The 13,201-nt window shown below is 60.3% G+C and carries 12 protein-coding genes; 7 read left to right on the top strand and 5 right to left on the bottom strand.

Annotated features, from left to right (window positions below; genetic code table 11):
* The first annotated feature begins 104 nt into the window (after window positions 1-104).
* The 5 genes from ABIE13_RS11205 (at window position 105) to dkgB (ending at window position 4,368) form a co-directional block, all read left to right on the top strand.
* Complete coding sequence (locus ABIE13_RS11205) at window positions 105-1,082, top strand: KpsF/GutQ family sugar-phosphate isomerase (protein ID WP_354443354.1); 978 nt, start codon at window positions 105-107, stop codon at window positions 1,080-1,082.
* Complete coding sequence (locus tag ABIE13_RS11200) at window positions 1,079-1,645, top strand: KdsC family phosphatase (protein ID WP_354443352.1); 567 nt, start codon at window positions 1,079-1,081, stop codon at window positions 1,643-1,645. The genes ABIE13_RS11205 and ABIE13_RS11200 overlap by 4 nt, the downstream gene beginning before the upstream one ends.
* Entirely contained in the window at window positions 1,642-2,268 is a 627-nt protein-coding gene (lptC, locus tag ABIE13_RS11195; RefSeq protein ID WP_354443350.1) for an LPS export ABC transporter periplasmic protein LptC, read from the top strand. Before ABIE13_RS11200 ends, lptC begins: the two co-directional genes overlap by 4 nt.
* Complete coding sequence (locus ABIE13_RS11190; RefSeq protein WP_354443348.1) at window positions 2,265-3,038, top strand: SDR family oxidoreductase; 774 nt, start codon at window positions 2,265-2,267, stop codon at window positions 3,036-3,038. The genes lptC and ABIE13_RS11190 overlap by 4 nt, the downstream gene beginning before the upstream one ends.
* A gap of 526 nt (window positions 3,039-3,564) precedes the next feature.
* A complete protein-coding gene (gene dkgB / locus ABIE13_RS11185; RefSeq protein WP_354443346.1) occupies window positions 3,565-4,368 on the top strand; it encodes a 2,5-didehydrogluconate reductase DkgB in 804 nt (267 codons plus the stop codon).
* Window positions 4,369-4,556: 188 nt separating this feature from the next.
* Here dkgB and ABIE13_RS11180 read toward each other — a convergent pair whose 3' ends face one another.
* The 5 genes from ABIE13_RS11180 to ABIE13_RS11160 form a co-directional block, all read right to left on the bottom strand.
* The gene (locus ABIE13_RS11180; protein WP_354443344.1) at window positions 4,557-5,162 is read right to left on the bottom strand and encodes an RNA recognition motif domain-containing protein; all 606 of its coding nucleotides are present in this window, start codon (window positions 5,160-5,162) and stop codon (window positions 4,557-4,559) included.
* 274 nt (window positions 5,163-5,436) lie between these two features.
* Complete coding sequence (locus ABIE13_RS11175) at window positions 5,437-6,174, bottom strand: enoyl-CoA hydratase/isomerase family protein (RefSeq protein WP_354443342.1); 738 nt, start codon at window positions 6,172-6,174, stop codon at window positions 5,437-5,439.
* A gap of 61 nt (window positions 6,175-6,235) precedes the next feature.
* Window positions 6,236-8,401, bottom strand: a complete 2,166-nt coding sequence (locus ABIE13_RS11170) for an acetate--CoA ligase family protein (protein WP_354443340.1) — start codon at window positions 8,399-8,401, stop codon at window positions 6,236-6,238.
* 270 nt (window positions 8,402-8,671) lie between these two features.
* Window positions 8,672-9,673, bottom strand: coding sequence for a Bug family tripartite tricarboxylate transporter substrate binding protein (locus tag ABIE13_RS11165; protein WP_354443338.1), 1,002 nt, complete (start codon window positions 9,671-9,673; stop codon window positions 8,672-8,674).
* Window positions 9,674-9,869: 196 nt separating this feature from the next.
* A complete protein-coding gene (locus tag ABIE13_RS11160; RefSeq protein ID WP_354443336.1) occupies window positions 9,870-10,457 on the bottom strand; it encodes a TetR/AcrR family transcriptional regulator in 588 nt (195 codons plus the stop codon).
* Window positions 10,458-10,591: 134 nt separating this feature from the next.
* Between ABIE13_RS11160 and ABIE13_RS11155 the strand changes: the two genes are divergently transcribed.
* Window positions 10,592-11,794, top strand: coding sequence for an MFS transporter (locus ABIE13_RS11155; RefSeq protein ID WP_354443334.1), 1,203 nt, complete (start codon window positions 10,592-10,594; stop codon window positions 11,792-11,794).
* Window positions 11,795-11,834: 40 nt separating this feature from the next.
* Window positions 11,835-13,058, top strand: coding sequence for an MFS transporter (locus tag ABIE13_RS11150; RefSeq protein WP_354443332.1), 1,224 nt, complete (start codon window positions 11,835-11,837; stop codon window positions 13,056-13,058).
* Window positions 13,059-13,201 lie beyond the last annotated feature (143 nt).

Here is a 13,201-nt window from a genome sequence, read left to right as displayed (position 1 = left end):
ATTGCGTGATTGCAGCGGTCTGTAACCCTGCCGCCCATGAACCTGAAATAGATCGTAAACACGTACTCGGCACGCCCTACCGGCCCGATCTATAAAATCCCTCAATGCCTTTCGATCCCGCCCAAGCTCTGCGCCTCGCGCATGAGACGCTAGATATTGAAGCCGAAGCCGTGCTGGGCCTCAAGCGCCAGCTCGACGAAGGTTTCTCGCGCGCCGTGCAACTGATTTTGCAGGCCACTGGTCGGGTGGTGGTGATGGGCATGGGCAAAAGCGGCCACGTGGGCCGCAAGATCACGGCCACGCTCGCCTCTACTGGCACGCCTTCGATGTTTGTGCATCCCGCAGAAGCCAGCCATGGCGATCTGGGGATGATTCAGGCAGGAGACGTCGTGTTGGCAATCTCCAACAGTGGAGAAAGTGCGGAGCTCACGTCCATCCTGCCTCTGGTCAAGCGCCTGGGTGCTCCGCTCGTGGCCATCACTGGTGATGCGCGCTCCACCATGGCGCGCCATGCCGACATCGTGCTGATGAGCGCCGTCGAGAAAGAAGCCTGCCCCCTGAATCTGGCCCCTACCGCCAGCACCACCGCTCAGCTGGCGCTGGGCGATGCATTGGCAGTGGCGCTGTTGGATGCACGAGGCTTCCAGGCGGAAGATTTCGCGCGGTCGCACCCCGGCGGCGCGCTGGGCCGGCGATTGCTTACCCGGGTGGTTGACGTCATGCGCAGTGGCCAGGACGTGCCCCGCATAGCGCCGGAGGCGACTTTCAGCGAATTGATGCGAGAGATTTCCAGCAAGGGCCTGGGGGCTGCTGCGGTCGTTGATGCTCAAGACAAGGTACTGGGTATTTTTACAGATGGCGATCTGCGCCGACTGGTAGAGACCGGGCAAGACCTTCGGACGCTGACTGCGAAAGATGTGATGCGAGTGGGTCCGCGTTCCATCAGCCAAGGTGCATTGGCTGCCGAGGCGGCCGAGATGATGGAAAAAAACCGCGTCACCGTGCTGCTGGTGCTCGATGATGAGGGCCAGTTATGCGGCGCTCTCAGTAGCAACGATTTGATGCGGGCGAAGGTCATATGACTCAAGTGAGTTCTCCAGCGCTTTCCTTCCCGCCTGAACTGCTGCTTCGCGCCCAGGGCGTGCGCGTGGCCATTTTTGACGTCGACGGCGTTCTCACCGACGGCGGTCTATATTTCTCAGGGGAAGGTGAGGTGCTCAAGCGCTTCAATACCCTGGACGGCCACGGCTTGAAACTGCTGGCGCGGGCCGGCATCACACCGGTGGTGATCTCAGGCCGGGATTCCCCGCCCCTGCGCAACCGGTTGGCAGCGCTGGGGCTTACCCATATGCGTCTGGGCACAGAAGCCAAGGTGCCAGCTGCTCAGGACATTTTGACGGAGTTGGGTCAAGATTGGGCGCACGTGGCCGCCATCGGCGATGACTGGCCCGACCTGCCGGTGATGCAGCGGGCCGCCTTTGCCTGCTCCACGCCCGATGCGCATGTGGAGGCGCGGGCCCTGGCCCACTACGTCACCACCGCACGGGGCGGTGAAGGGGCGGCGCGCGAGTTTTGCGATCTGCTGCTGGTGGCCGGTGGCCACTACCGTGCGCTTTTGCAAGCGCATCTGGAGGCCAGCCCATGAAGGCATCGAGTTTATTGAGCCGCGGGCGAGACCATTTTTTTACCTGGTTGCCGGTACTGCTGATGGCGGCGTTCGCCTTGGGCACCTGGTGGCTGGTGCGCAACGCGCCACGCATGCCTTCTACCGAGACGGATCGGCCAGCCCGACACCAGGCGGACTACTTCATGCGTGATTTTTCCGTGCGGAGTTTCGACCCCACCGGCAGACTGCAATCAGAGATGTTTGGCGTGGAAGGTCACCACTACCCTGACACGGACACCCTGGAGGTGCAAACTCCCCGCATGCGTTCCTTCGATGAACAAGGTCGTTTGACCGTCGCAACAGCGCAGCGTGGCGTCTCCAAGGGCGATGGTTCAGAAGTCCAGCTTTTCGGTGACGCCAAGGTGGTGCGTGAGGAGGCGGCAGTCCCCGGAGGCGAGAAGCTTCCGCGCCTGGAGTTCCGAGGCGAGTATTTGCACGCTTTCATCAACGATGATCGTGTCAGCTCCGACAAGCCGGTGGAATTGCTGCGCGGACAGGACCGTTTCACCGGCGATAAGTTCGACTACGACAATGGGACCGGCGTGGTCAACTTGACGGGCCGGGTCAAGGGTGTAATTCAGATGAAAGCAGCGCCCCGATGAGCCGCCTTGCATTGATTACAGGTGCTTCCAGCGGCATTGGACAGGCCTTGGCTCAGCGCTACTATGCCGCAGGCTGGCGCCTGGCCCTGGTGGCTCGCCGAGAGGCCGAATTGACAGCGTGGGCGGTGGCGCAAGGCTGGCCAGCAGACCGCTGGCGGGTGTACGGCGCAGATGTGGCGCAAGTGGACAGCATTGTGGCCACAGGCCACGTTTGCCTGACCGAGCAAGGCGTTCCCGACGTGGTGATTGCCAACGCCGGGATCAGTGTGGGCATGGACACTGCCGAGCGGTCCGATATTGACGTCATGGCGCAGACGTTTGCCACCAACAACACCGGGATGGCGGCCACCTTTCACCCGTTCGTCGAACCCATGCGTGCGCGTGGCAGCGGCGCATTGGTAGGCATTGCGAGTGTGGCGTCCATCCGCGGATTGCCTGGGCATGGCGCCTACTGTGCGAGCAAGGCAGGCGTCGTCAGCTACTGTGAAAGCCTTCGGGGTGAAATGCGCGGCAGCGGAGTTCAGGTGGTGACCATCGTGCCGGGCTATATCGACACCCCGCTCACCCGTGCCAACCGCTATGGAATGCCGTTTTTGATGCAGGCAGATGCATTTGCGGACCGCGCTTTCCAAGCCATTGAAGCGGGCTCCAGCTACCGAGTTATTCCATGGCAAATGGGCGTGGTGGCCAAAATATTGCGCGTGCTTCCGAACACAGTATATGACCGCCTGCTGGCGGGTCGCCCTCGTAAGACTAGAAGAAGTAATTAGTACATTAGATTTATATTTAATTTTACTATCTATAAAATTAAATAAATAATTCTAATAATTATCCGCGCGCAGTTTACCGGCGCGCTTGAACCTAAATGACGCGAGCTTGGTTTGCCGCGCTGCTGCGCACGCGCCCTTTCACTGCCAAGACGGTTCACTTCTTCTGGCGCCGGCTTTATTATTGATTTCAAATCAAATAAATATGACGCATGCAAGGCTTTATCTGCAAAGATAAACCCTGCAAACTACGAGCCATCGCTGGGGGCTGTTCAAGGTTCTGGATGTCCCGCCATCTTGCGGCTCGTACTCACTCAAGTCCGGCGAGCACGCCGCGAACCTCCCTATTTTCAGTGTTCAAGCTCGTCCTGACGGGCGGTGCTGGCCTGGGGCATCTGGCGCGGATCAAATCCAGCCTTGGCCTGTGCGCCGTCGTTGGCCGCTGCCGGATTGCGGCGTCGCCTGCCTGATCGGATGAGACCAGCGTTATTCGTTCCTATTGGTCTTTCAAATTTTCCAGGAGTTATTCATGAGTATTCCTTCTTTCGGCGTCGGCACCTTCCGCCTCACCGGTCAGGCCGTCATTGACTCAGTGCGCAGTGCGCTGGAACTGGGTTACCGCGCAGTCGATACCGCGCAAATTTACGGCAATGAAGCTGAAGTTGGCCAGGCTATCAGCGAGAGTGGCGTTCCGCGTTCCGATCTGTTCGTGACGACCAAAATCTGGACTGACCACTACGCTAAAGACAAACTGGCTCCCAGCCTGCACGAGAGCCTGAAGAAGCTGCGCACGGACTACGTGGACCTGACCCTCATCCATTGGCCGGCACCTGGCCACAGCGTTCAATTGGCCGAATACATGGCCGCGTTGGCAGAGGCCAAGGCACAGGGCTTGACTCGCCAGATTGGTATTTCCAACTTCAACATTGAACTAACGAAGCAAGCGATTGATGTGGTTGGAAAAGGTGAGATCGCCACTAACCAGATCGAACTCAGCCCCTACCTTCAGAACAGCAAGCTGACAGCTTTTCTGAAGCAACAGGAGATCAAAGTCACGTCGTACATGACTCTGGCCTATGGAAAGGTGCTGGGAGATTCCGTGCTGGCACAGATTGCCGACAAGCACCAGGCCACGGTCGCTCAGGTTGCGCTGGCCTGGGCGCTGCAACTGGGCTATGCGGTGATTCCGTCCTCTACCAAACGGGAAAACCTGGCCAGCAATTTGCTGGCCCGTGATCTGCGGCTGGACGCTGACGACATGTCCAGGATGGCACTGCTTGAGCGCAACGGTCGCGAAGTCAGCCCGGAAGGCTTGGCCCCTATCTGGGACTAAGAAAGTTCTAACGCACCTGAGTTAGCGACTCAGAGCCTGCCGCAGCCCCTGGCGCAGTGAAGCGAATGGTCTGCACTCCTGAATCGTGAATTGGTGAATCGGGAATCACAAGAACATAAAAAAAGGCTCCAGAGGAGCCTTTTTTTGATTGCGAAGCGCCAGGATACCCGGCGCAGTAGCGAATCAGATCAATAGTCGTCGCCGCCGCCGTAGCCGCCGCCACCACCGTCACGACGGCCACCGCCGCCACGAGGACCGGAGCCGTAGGGGCTACGGAAACCACCGTCGCCGCCGCCGCCGCCTTCACGACGACCACCGCCGTAGCCACCACCGCCGCCTTCACGGCCACCGCCGCCGTAGCCACCGCCGCCGCCTTCACGACCGCCGCCGCCGTAGCCACCGCCGCCGCCTTCACGACGACCGCCGCCACCGCCACCGCCGTAGCCGCCACCGCCGCCACCACCACCGTAGCCGCCGCCGCCACCACCACCGTAGCCGCCACCGCCGCCGCCGTAGCCACCACCACCGGAACGGGGTGGGCGGGCTTCCATTGGACGTGCTTCATTCACGACTACATTACGGCCACCCAAAGGTTGACCGTTCATGCCGTTGATAGCGGCTTGCGCTTCTGGGTCACTTGCCATCTCGACAAAGCCGAAGCCTTTCGAGCGACCGGTGTCGCGCTCCATCATCACCTTGGCGCTGGTAACCGCGCCGAATTGGCCGAACGCCTGTTCCAGATCACCGTCGCGCACCGAGTAAGGAAGATTGCCGACGTAAAGTTTATTGCCCATTAAAGGGACTCCTCAATAACGATTAAAAAGCGATGGAGTCCGCAAAACGCCTTCAATCAGACCTGGCAAAAAACACCGAGGGGGAAGCGACACTGACCTTTTCACCGCAAACTACGCGCCCGTAGAAAATAGACGCTCATGAATTATGCGTCAGAATCGGGAAAGTCAAGCAAGCCTTTTAATTCATACTAGATGGTAGGGTTATTTGTATACGGGCTGATTTGCGGGTTTTCCCGGAGGGCTTGAGCACTTCATTTGCTAGGGTCAACGTGCCCTAGTAACCCTTGAATTCAGCCTTGCGTTTTTCCTTGAAAGCAGCCACACCTTCCTTGAAGTCCTCACTTTGGGCTATTTCGGTTAAGTAGCCCATTTGGGGGTAGGCCAGCTCGGCGGGCGACTTAGGCAAGGTCTCCAGTGTTGCGCGTTTGATGGTTTGCAGAACCAGCGGCGCGGCGTCGGCCAGGCGCTTGGCCATTTCCAGCGCGGTTTCGTAGGCCTTGCCCTTTTCGGTCACCCGATTGACCAGGCCGACGTCATACGCGCGTTGGGCTTTCAGCGGTTCGCCCAACATGAGGAATTCGACAGCGACCTTGTGCGGGATGCGTGAGACCAAGCTGGCAGTGATGCCGCCAAACAAGCCTAGCTTGGCCTCCGGGAACATGAATTGGGCTGTTTCATCCACCACACACAGATCGCTCATCATGGTCAGCGTAAAGCCCGCACCGACCGCCCAGCCCTGCACCGCACTGATAAGCGGTTTGTCGATCTTGGCGCCCACGTTGGGCACGCCTCGCCAGGCTTCCTTGGATGCATCCGTCACGTCCACGCCAGCGCAAAAGTGATCGCCCTCCGCTGACAGCAGGGCTACGCGCTCAGGACCATTGGCGAAGCGATGCCAGTACTCACTGAGAAGCGAACTCATTTGGGTGTTCAAGGCGTTGCGGCGATCTGGGCGACGCAATGTAATGAGCGCGATATGGCCTTGGACTTCGTAGGTGACGGGTGCGTTCATGTCTGTGAATACTATGTTGGAGGGGATGAGGGGCGGTGCGGAGGTTTGGCTGGGCAAGGCGTCAGGCAGGCTGCGTGTTCGCCTCTGGCTGCCACACAGCCCGGGCGTCGGCAACGATGAGCTGATCACCGCTCACCATCACTGGATTGGCCTCGCACTCTGCCAGGCGCTCGCCCAATTGAGTCGCCATGCGCCCAAAGCGTTGCGCTATATCTACCAGCGCGCCCAGATTCGCCTTGGGTTTGCCGCGGTAACCATCCAGCAGCGGAAACAGGCGCAGACCCTTGATTGCGCGCTCAATGGAATTGGCGTCTGCCCCAGCAGGCAACAAAGCTGTGTCCTGCAGAAGTTCGACCAGAGTGCCGCCGATACCGATCATGAGCATGGGGCCATATTGCGCATCCCACTTGGTGCCTATCAGTACTTCGGCATCGGCACGCGCCTGCTGCTGGACCAGAGCGCCTTCGAACACCGCGCCTGCGACCGTCAAAGTGGCGTGCTGCAAAGTTTGAAAGTTGCGACGCACGGACTCGTCGTCGGCCACACCCAGCACCACACCGCCCACATCGCTCTTGTGCGATATCTGGGCCGAGACCAGTTTCATCACCACAGGGTAGCCAATGTCGCGTGCAACCCGCACAGCGTGCTCTTCGCTGGTGGCGACTTCGCCGCGCGTCACGGGAATGCCTGCTGCGGCCAGCAAGCGCTTGGTGTCGTGTTCCGTGACCAAGCCGGGAGACAGCGTGGTGGCGATTTGCTCTACGCCAGCAGCCACGTTGGCGCCACCCGATGCGCCTTCTGACGATGGCCATGTCTGCCAGGCAAGGCGGTTGCGTAGATAACCCAGTGCCTCCTTGATGTTGGCGAAGTTGACCAGGCCGGCCTCCTTCAGGCGCGCACCCGCCTGCGCGCCGGCGCTGCCCGCCGCGTTGACAAAAGCCACTGGCTTGCGTCCTTGCCGGTTGATCTGAACGACGGTGTCCGCTGCCTGCACCATCTCAGGCATGGTGGTCATGAGGAAAAGTCCTGCGCCCACATCGGGGTCGGTCAGCATGGTCTCGAGAACCTTGCGCAGCCATTCGGGATCACTGGCGCGCATAGGACCGGGGATGGCGCCCAGGTCAAAGGGCAGGCGGGCTCCTGACTCCGGCATCAGCGGCAGCAGGCTTTGAATGGTCGCGGGGCCCAGCGTGGCGGCCTGCAAGCCCGTTTCTCCCACCAGATCGCTGGCCACTGCGCCGCCACCTCCGGAGCCTGAGAGCACCGCGACCTGTGGGCCACTGGGCGCAGGCAGACGAGTCCAGGCTGCGGCCTGCGCAATCAGCTCCAGAAAATCGTCGACCAGAACGGCCCCCGCAGCGCGCACCACAGATTCGAAGACCCGGTATTCGCCCGCCAAACTGGCAGTATGCGACTGCACCGCCTTTTGGCCCAGCGCCGTGCGCCCCGCTTTCACGATCAGTACCGGTTTGCCAGCCGCGCGTGCGCGTCGCAAAAGCGCCAGAAAACGCGTGCCGTCCCGGATGCCTTCCACATACAGGGCAATGACTTTCGAGCGCTCGTCTTCGATGGCGTATTCAAGGAAATCCGAGACTTCCAGGTCGGCTTGATTGCCAAGCGAGACGCAGATGGAAAAGCCTGTACCCAGATCGTAGGCACGGGCCAGCATGGCGCCAGCCAACGCTCCGCTCTGGCTGATCAGCGCAATCTCTCCTTTGACCAGAATGTCATTGCGCATAAGCGCCTGAGAGTTGAGCAAGTTCATGCTCGCATGGCTGTGAAAGTAGCCCATGCAATTAGGGCCGATCACGCGCATGCCTGCACGCTTGGCAATGGCAAGCAGCTTGTCTTGCAGCAGGGCACCTTCCGGACCGCTCTCAGCGAACTGCGACGTGACCATCAAGATCACTTTGACCCCCGCGGCAGCGCAATCCTCAAACGCCGCCTCTGTGCGCTCTTGGGGCACTGCGATCAGCGCCACATCCACCGGCTGCCCGATGGCGCTCACGCTAGCGTAAGCCTTGAGTCCCTGAACCTCGCTGGCCCGAGGGTTGACCGGATAAATCGCCCCATCCCAATGGAACTTGCGCAGCAGGTTCAGCATGCTGCCGCCCCATTTCACCAGATCATCAGACGCACCCAAAATCGCAATGCCTCGTGGGTTCAAAGCCGTGTGCACGGCCTGCAGAGAAGATGTCGTGGAGGCTTGCGAAGGGACTTCCATCATGAACTCAATTCCTCATCGATACGCCGCACCACTGGCGACACACATAACCAAAATCCAAGAAGCGGAATCTTCAAGGTCTCAAGAGTTCAAGCGGCCGAGCCATCTCTCGATAGGTTGGGAGCCACTAGCGAATCCCTTTCATTGAGCCCTGAAAAACTACGCACCCAAAGACTCCAAAGGCCGCGGAGCAGGCCATCCGGAAGTAGCCGCGGAGCTGGCTTTGCCAGGCCGCTGGCTGCGTCCCCCCTTGGGGGAAGGCGCGTCAGCGACTCAGGGGGAGTCCAGTTTCAAGCCAAGTTCCTTAATGGTCCGCCCATAAAGCTCATAGTCCTGCTCCCATTGCTTGCGGAACGCTGCCGGGCCAGCAAAGGCGGGCACCATGGCATAGGGCGTCATGCGCACAGCGACGTCCGATTGCTTGAGTGCTTTCTCGAACTCGGCCGCCAGTCGGTCGATCACGGCCTGAGGCGTGCCCTTGGGCGCAAACGCTCCAAACCAAGTGCCTCTGGTTCCAGGGTCAGGCACACCGGCTTCCGACACCAGCGGCACATCCGGGAAATCCGCCAGACGTTGGGGCGATTGCGTGGCCAGCAGTTTCATCTTGCCCTGTTTGGCGTACTGCAGCATGGTCACATCGCTGCTCATGTTCACCCGGCCGGCGATCAAGTCTGTGGTGATTTCAGCCGCGCCCTTGTAAGGCACGTGGGTCATCTTGATGCCCCAGTTCTTCTGCATGATCTCACCGCCCAGATGCCCTTGAGAACCCACGCCAGAGGTGGCGTAGCTGATCTCTCCGGGGTGTGCCTTGGCGTACGCAATGAACTCCTGCAGATTCTTGATCGGCAGATTGTTGGAGATGGTGTAGGCCGGGTAGAACTCCGACAACTTGGCGACGGGCAGCAGGTCTTTTTGCGCGTCGTAGGGCAGTTTGCGCAGATGCGGCGTGATGGCCGCAATGCCCACGGGGCCGACAAACAGGGTGTAGCCATCTGCGGGGGCCGTGGCGGCGGCATTGGCTGCAATGGCACCGCCCGCGCCGGTCCGGTTGTCCACAATCACGGGCTGGCCCATGGATTTCTGCATGCCCTCGGCCATGACGCGCAGAACGACCTCCATACCCCCACCCGGTGAGAAGGGGTACATGATGCGCACGGGCTTGGTAGGAAAGGTATCCGCAGTCTGCGCTGAAGCGGACGCGCCTGCCATAAGTAGTGAACACGTGACCATGCCGGACAAGAGTGCAGCCGTGGACTTGCGCAAACCAGGGTTCATTGTGTCTTCCTCTAATTGGATCAGGGATGCACCATTATGGGGCCCTTCGGGATGCTCTCTGAAGACACTCTGATGCGAGCGGTGGCACGATGACCATGCGAACATCCTGGCAATGCCAGGCTCGGATGTGGTCGCGGAACTCAGCCCGTTGCCGTGGCGTGTGGGCTAGCAGATTGCAGTGATGGTGTGCGTGACGCTATGGCTTGACCAACAACCCACGCAGCAACAGATTCAGAGCAGCCATGCCTCGCTCCAGACGGGCATCGCCGTCTTCACCATCTGCGACCCAGAGCGCCGCTTCGGCCAGGCTTCCGTAGATCAGCGATGCCAATGCCTGCGGATCGGCCTCGGCCACCACGTCTTGCTGCATAAGGTTTTCGATCAGGCGCTGCATGGACTCTATGCAATGGCGTTGCGATTCGGGTGAGGCGCCACCCAGCACAGCCCTGGCATCGCGCAGCACGATGCGCTGAATTTCTGGCTCCAGTGCCATCTTCAGGTAGGCGCTACAGCGGCTGCGAAAGCCTTCCCAAGCATCTTCGGCGTTGTCGGAGATGGTCTGCAGGCGCAGATCCATCTCCGAATCGATCTGCTCCACCGCCGCCGCCAGCAGGCCCTTTTTGTCGCCGAAGTGGTGATAGAGCGCGCCACGGGTCAGGCCTGCCTGTGCGGTGAGGTCGTCCATCGAAGTATCAGCGTAGCCGCGCTCGCGAAATACCCTGCGCGCGGTCGCAAGCAATGTGGCTCGGGTTTCTTCCATCTCGGCACGGGTGCGGCGAACCATTCAATTCTCCTTACATACGGGGCGCATGATTATTTACAAACACTCCGTATGAATATATGATGCTATTCATACGGAGTGAATGTATTTTCGCCGCGTCGCTTTGTCATGACAAGTGGGCGCCCACGGAGAATGAGATGGTCAACCCTTATCGAGAACTTTTCGCAGCACACGGCACCAGGGGGTTTGCCTTAGCCGGCCTGTTGGCGCGGATTCCGCTGCCGATGACGGGCATCGGCATCATCACCTTGCTGTCCCAACTGCGCGGCAGCTTTGCACTGGCTGGGGCTGTATCAGCCACATTTGTGCTGACCTACGCTCTGTTATCGCCGCAGATATCCCGACTGGTGGATCGACATGGACAAAGACGCGTGCTACCCGCCGCGACGGCCATTAGCGTCATCGGCCTGTTGCTTTTACTCGCAAGCTCCTGGCGGTTGGCTCCGGACTGGACGTTGTTCTTTGGTGCCATGCTGGCGGGCTTCATGCCCAGCATGTCGGCGATGGTGCGGGCGCGCTGGACGACACTCTACCGGGGTCAGCCACGCTTGCAGACGGCCTACTCGCTGGAAACCGTACTCGATGAAGTCACCTTCATCGCCGGCCCGCCTCTGTCTTTAGGGCTTTCCGTGGCGGTGTTTCCGCAGGCTGGCCTGGTGGCAGCGGCGTTGTTGCTGATCTTGGGTGTCTTGGCTCTGGTCTTGCAGCATGGCACTGAGCCTCCGGTGGAAGCGAAAGGCGCCCGCGCGGAGGCATCGGTGATTCGACTGGCGAACGTGCAACTGCTTGCACTGCTGATGCTGGCAATGGGCGTGATTGTCGGCACGGTGGACATCGTCAGTGTGGCCTTTGCCGAACAACTGGGCCAACCAGCTGCAGCCAGCCTGGTCTTGGCGGCCTATGCCGCTGGGTCCTGTGTGTCCGGGTTGTTATTGGGCGCGCTCAAGCTGCAAACGCCACTGCACCGGCTGCTTTTGATGGGAGGCGTGGCGACGGCGGCAACCACGTTGCCCCTCCTGCTGGTGAACAGCGTTCCCGCGTTGGTTGGAGCCGTACTGGTCGCGGGGCTGTTCTTTGCGCCCACCTTGATCGTGGCGATGTCTCTGGTAGAGCGCCTGGTGCCGTCGCACCAGCTGAATGAAGGCATGACTTGGTTGCTGGCCGGACTGAATGTGGGCGTGGCGCTGGGGGCGGTGGCGTCTGGCCGGTTGGTGGATGACGGCGGCGCACGGGCCGGATTCGCGGTGGCGCTGTATGCCGGGGTGGTGGTGATGCTGGTGGCGTTAAGGGGACATCAGCGCCTTCAAGGGCATGGCTCGCTGGTATCGAGCGCCGCGTGACGCCGACTCACCCTGTCTCAACATTTCAAGGAATCAAGCGATGAGCATGTCTTTAGATGCTTCCGAAGGGCCTTCCGCCGAACGTCCATGGCTCGCTGTGACGGCTGTTGGTCTTGCCACTTTCTCTATCGTGACCACGGAAATGCTCCCGGTCGGTCTGCTGACTCCAATCGCCGACACGCTGGGCATTTCCGCCGGAACCGCCAGCCTGACGATTTCACTGCCCGCGTTGCTCGCGGCGCTATTTGCACCGCTGGTGGTGATTGCGTCCGGGGGCATGGATCGGCGTCGGATTTTGTGCGGATTGCTGGGGCTACTGGTGATCGCTAACATCGCATCGGCATTGGCGCCAAGCCTGGGCTGGATGCTTTCGGCCCGAGTACTGGTTGGCTTCTGCATGGGAGGCATATGGGCGATTGCTGGTGGCCTGGCCGCGCGCCTGGTTCCGGGTCATGCGGTCGGGCTGGCAACATCCATCATCTTTGGCGGAGTGGCGGCCGCATCCGTGCTGGGCGTACCCCTCGGGGCGCTGATAGGTGAATTCGCTGGATGGCGCTGGGCGTTCGCCAGCATGGCATTGTTCAGTGGATTGGTGCTGGCCCTTCATCTTGGTGTCATTCCTGCGCTGCCGGCTGTTGGCTCAGCCACCGTACGCCAGTTCCTTGAGCAACTCGGCAATCCCAAATTGCAAGTCGGGCTGATTCTGACGCTGCTGATGGTGGCTAGCCACTTCATGGCTTTCACTTTCGTGCGACCGTTGCTGATATCGGTGTCGGGATTCGATCCCTACTGGATAGGCGCCATGCTGTTCGCTTACGGCATTGCGGGCATGGTTGGCAACTTCCTGGCAGGCATCGTTGCGGCGCGCACAACAGCGCGGACCTTGACCGCGATATCGCTGGGGTTGCTGCTGACGCCGGTGCTGTTCTTGACTGCTGGGGGGTCTCACATGGGCGGTGCTGCGGTCATGCTGCTATGGGGACTGGCTTATGGCGGTGTGTCAGTGGGTTTGATGACCTGGATGATGAGAGCCGCGCCGCGTGCTGTTGAGATTGCAGCAGCACTGTATGTAGGCGCGTTTAATGTCGGCATCGCATTGGGTTCGTGGACGGGTGGCCAGGTCGCGGATGGATTGGGTCTGGCTGGCAATCTATGGTTGGCGTGTGGATTGGCCGCTGCTGCATTGCTTTTGACGCTTGCGGACGGCCTGCGAGAGCAGCAAGCTAAAACCAGCGATAGACGGACTTTCTCCGACCCAGGTTAAACGATGATCGCGAAGTAAGCCGTCTCCATGACTAGGTGGGAACTGCTGTGAGGTGTCAGGCCAATTCTGAAGCTTCTCCAGCGGCATGCCATTGGTGTGCCTTCGCGCTATACTGGCTTACATAGCGCCGATTTGCCTCTGCT

The sequence above is a fragment of the Ottowia thiooxydans genome (assembly GCF_040548795.1).
Classification (GTDB): domain Bacteria; phylum Pseudomonadota; class Gammaproteobacteria; order Burkholderiales; family Burkholderiaceae_C; genus Ottowia; species Ottowia thiooxydans_A.
The sequence above is the reverse complement of the archived record's forward strand: the minus strand, read 5'-3'. Positions and strand labels throughout refer to the sequence as shown.